Genomic DNA, 3066 nt, shown 5'->3' with positions numbered 1-3066 from the left:
GATAATGAAGGGGCAGCCCTTTGTGAAAGTAGGACGTTGCCAGGCAAATGATCAAAAAAAGCTGTCAGCTTACTATGCTGGCGGCTTTTTTTGTATCAATATATTATGTTTCTAAAAAACTACTATTTTGCGATCCACACCGAACGTACCTTAGAAAAACTTGTAGAATTATCATGCTTATCATACTGTTGAATAGATGCCATTTTTCAATATTAAACCTGAATCATTCATAGAAGAAACCCTTTGATTTCTAGTAATGCCCGCCTGATGGATATTCCGTAGTTAGTTATTCATTGAATGAATGAAAAAAGTACCGCCTGTTATGGTTAAATCGTCACAAAATAGCCAACAGAACAGATTCTTCTAACGGCATATATTCCGCAATAGTGATCGAGAATTTACCTGCCTTCATTTTTCACTAACCCACGATCTTCACGACGCCATTGCACCCGTGTGCCGCCACTATTTCCACCAACCACAGTTTTGGCAACTTCATCCCCCGCCTATGGCGTCGCTGTATCACCCATTTGCTAATTTCACGACGCTATTGCACCCTTATGCCGCCACTATTTCTACCAACCACAGTTTTGGCAACTTCATCCCCCACCTATGGCGTCGCTGTATCAACCATCTGCTAATTTCACGACGTTATTGTACCTCTATGCCGCCGCTATTTTCTCCAACTACAAATTTAACGACACTATTCAGCTCTTCCCCGTTAAAAAATAGCCCGTCGATTTGAAAGAGTTGCACTACCTGTTATTTAAGTGCTCCTGTGTGATCATTTTGTTTTATGATGAGATCGGGGGTTGAACGGATACTTCTCATATCTTTTATTTTATCGAACTTAGGCGAGAAGACTCCTTCCTCAAAGTTTGTAAAACTTAGGTGGGAGAGGAATCGCCTTTTTTAGTTTTTTCTGAAATGAAAACAGATCAAGGTACAAACATACGTTCTTTTTGTTAAGATGTAAGTATAAATTCGTAGGAGGTGAATGCGGTATGCCAACTATTTCTATTAAAATGCCATTGTACAAGCCCACAAACATCAAAACTGAAATGTATGAACAAATGCAATGTAGTTTCTCCGAAGCTGCTAACCTAGCAATCCAAACCAAACAAGCGGAGCCTAAGTTAAAAGCATCAGAACTCGATAAGAAGTTGAGCCATATTGCGTTACCGACCACTACCATTCAGGAAGCACGGAAACTAGCTGTTTCTCATTATCAGGATTGGAAGAAAAACCATAAAACAAAGGGTTTTCCTTCTTTTCGCAAAAAAATTGCTATTCCCTTCAACAATCAAAATTGGAGACTTCGTTTTGATAATGGCTTCCTGAAACTAGGGATTCCCACTATCGAAAAGGGCAACCTGACGGCTGATAAGTACGTTCCCTTGAAAACGAACGACTATAGCCTTTTTGGGTTCATTACCTGATGACTGGTGAAATGGATAAAAAATCCAAATATTATATTCTGTCTTTCGAGAAAATATCAAAACCTAAAAAAAGGAAACAGTCAATTGTTTTTCAAAAAGGGAAAATGGTACGTTTCGTTTGCTATTACATTTGATTTACAGAATGACGTTTCAGAAGAGCGAAAAAAGGCCATTGGAGTGGACCGTGGATTAAAGTATATTGCTGTCGCAGGAGATAAGGAAACTGGCAATTATATTCATTTCTCGGGGAAGCAAATTGGTCATATACGCCGAAAGTTTAGTCGCTTACGACGACAGTTACAAAAAGCAAGAAATGTTAAAGCGCTAAAACGATTAGAAAACAAGGAGCATCGTATTATCCAATATTGGAACCACGTGATTTCGAAGGAAATCATCCGCTTCGCTCAAGAACAAGGTGCTTCTGTTATTAAAATCGAAGATTTAAAACATATCCGTTCCATGAAGAAACACTGGAAGCGCAGCGACCGAAACGTTAATTCTTGGGCTTTCTTTGACTTGGAGGCAAAAATTACGTATAAGGCACAACTAGCCGAGCTGGAAGTGCAAAAAGTAAATCCGTTCAAAACTAGCCAAGAATGTTCGAACTGCGGAAAGGCAGTAAAAAAGAACCGTAGAGGTTCTCTATACAAATGCTCTTGTGGGTATAAGAAAAATGCTGATGTCAACGCCAGCTTTGTTATCGGCACAAGACCATGTAAAAAAGAAAAAACAACAACTGCGGCTTAACAGTCGTTGCAGGAAATGTAGTGTTTTCTGTAAGGCGCCTGACTGCGCTGTACACCTAGCTGTTGACGCTCTGCCCATAACCTGTGAAAACGGAGAGTGGGACTGAGTAGAGGTAAAGGTAACGTAACCATCCAACATGAACTTGCTGGTCTCAGCTGTTTATCCGTTGGAATCCCCTTCCTCAAAAATCCGATAGGATTTTAGGTGGGGGAGGATGTCAATGATATCGTGCCATATACGACGTTTCTTCTTTCTTATTAATAAAACGTTTGCTTGTACATATACATAAAATAAGTGAATGATTAGCTCAAAAGACGAGGGGAGAGACAGGGAAATGGATCCGATTATTTTAATATCTTTGGCAGGTATCGCTCTTTGTATGTTTTTTTTAATGGGGGGGCTTACTTCATCATTTAAGTGGATGGGCAGTATCTTGGTACGCCTCGTTATTGGTGCGATGGCTCTGTTTTTCTTAAACATTTTTGGTGGTGTATTTGATTATCACCTTCCTATTAATCTTTTTACGGTAGGTGTGTCAGGTCTACTTGGATTTCCAGGACTCTTTATGCTGGTTGCTGTCGATCTTTTTATTCTAATGTGAGTTTTGACCATTGGAAGTCTCGGTAAAACTTGGTTTCCGTATAGGTGTTGACTTTTTTGCAGAAAAACGTATAATAGTAATTCCTGCAAGAGATAAAGCATTTGATATTCATACGTTAATTAGTGATTTTCCACTTTTAACTCTTGCAATAAATTGATTTAAATGTTATAGTTAGTTTCTTGGTTAAGTAAACAAGTTGTCACTTAGACAAAAGAATGTATTGACTTCATTCTTAAAAAGTAGTATAATGAAAAATGTCGCTGAAAAGCACATGGTATATTG

3 protein-coding genes are annotated in these 3066 nt (G+C 38.8%); all 3 read left to right on the top strand.

The genetic code is table 11. The annotated features are described in order from the left end of the window. Window positions 1-1001: 1001 nt before the first annotated feature. A complete protein-coding gene (locus LOR49_RS17275) occupies window positions 1002-1436 on the top strand; it encodes a hypothetical protein (protein WP_240378205.1) in 435 nt (144 codons plus the stop codon). A gap of 6 nt (window positions 1437-1442) precedes the next feature. Next, on the top strand, window positions 1443-2183 hold the full coding sequence (locus LOR49_RS17270; protein WP_338021163.1) for an RNA-guided endonuclease InsQ/TnpB family protein: 741 nt from the start codon (window positions 1443-1445) through the stop codon (window positions 2181-2183). Window positions 2184-2517: 334 nt separating this feature from the next. Then, window positions 2518-2784, top strand: a complete 267-nt coding sequence (locus LOR49_RS17265; protein WP_240378201.1) for a pro-sigmaK processing inhibitor BofA family protein — start codon at window positions 2518-2520, stop codon at window positions 2782-2784. The last annotated feature ends 282 nt before the right edge of the window (window positions 2785-3066 follow it).

The organism is Bacillus piscicola (assembly GCF_022458745.1).
GTDB lineage: Bacteria > Bacillota > Bacilli > Bacillales > Marinococcaceae > Alteribacillus_A > Alteribacillus_A piscicola.
Note: the sequence above shows the minus strand (reverse complement) of the source record. Positions and strands in the feature narration are given on the sequence as shown.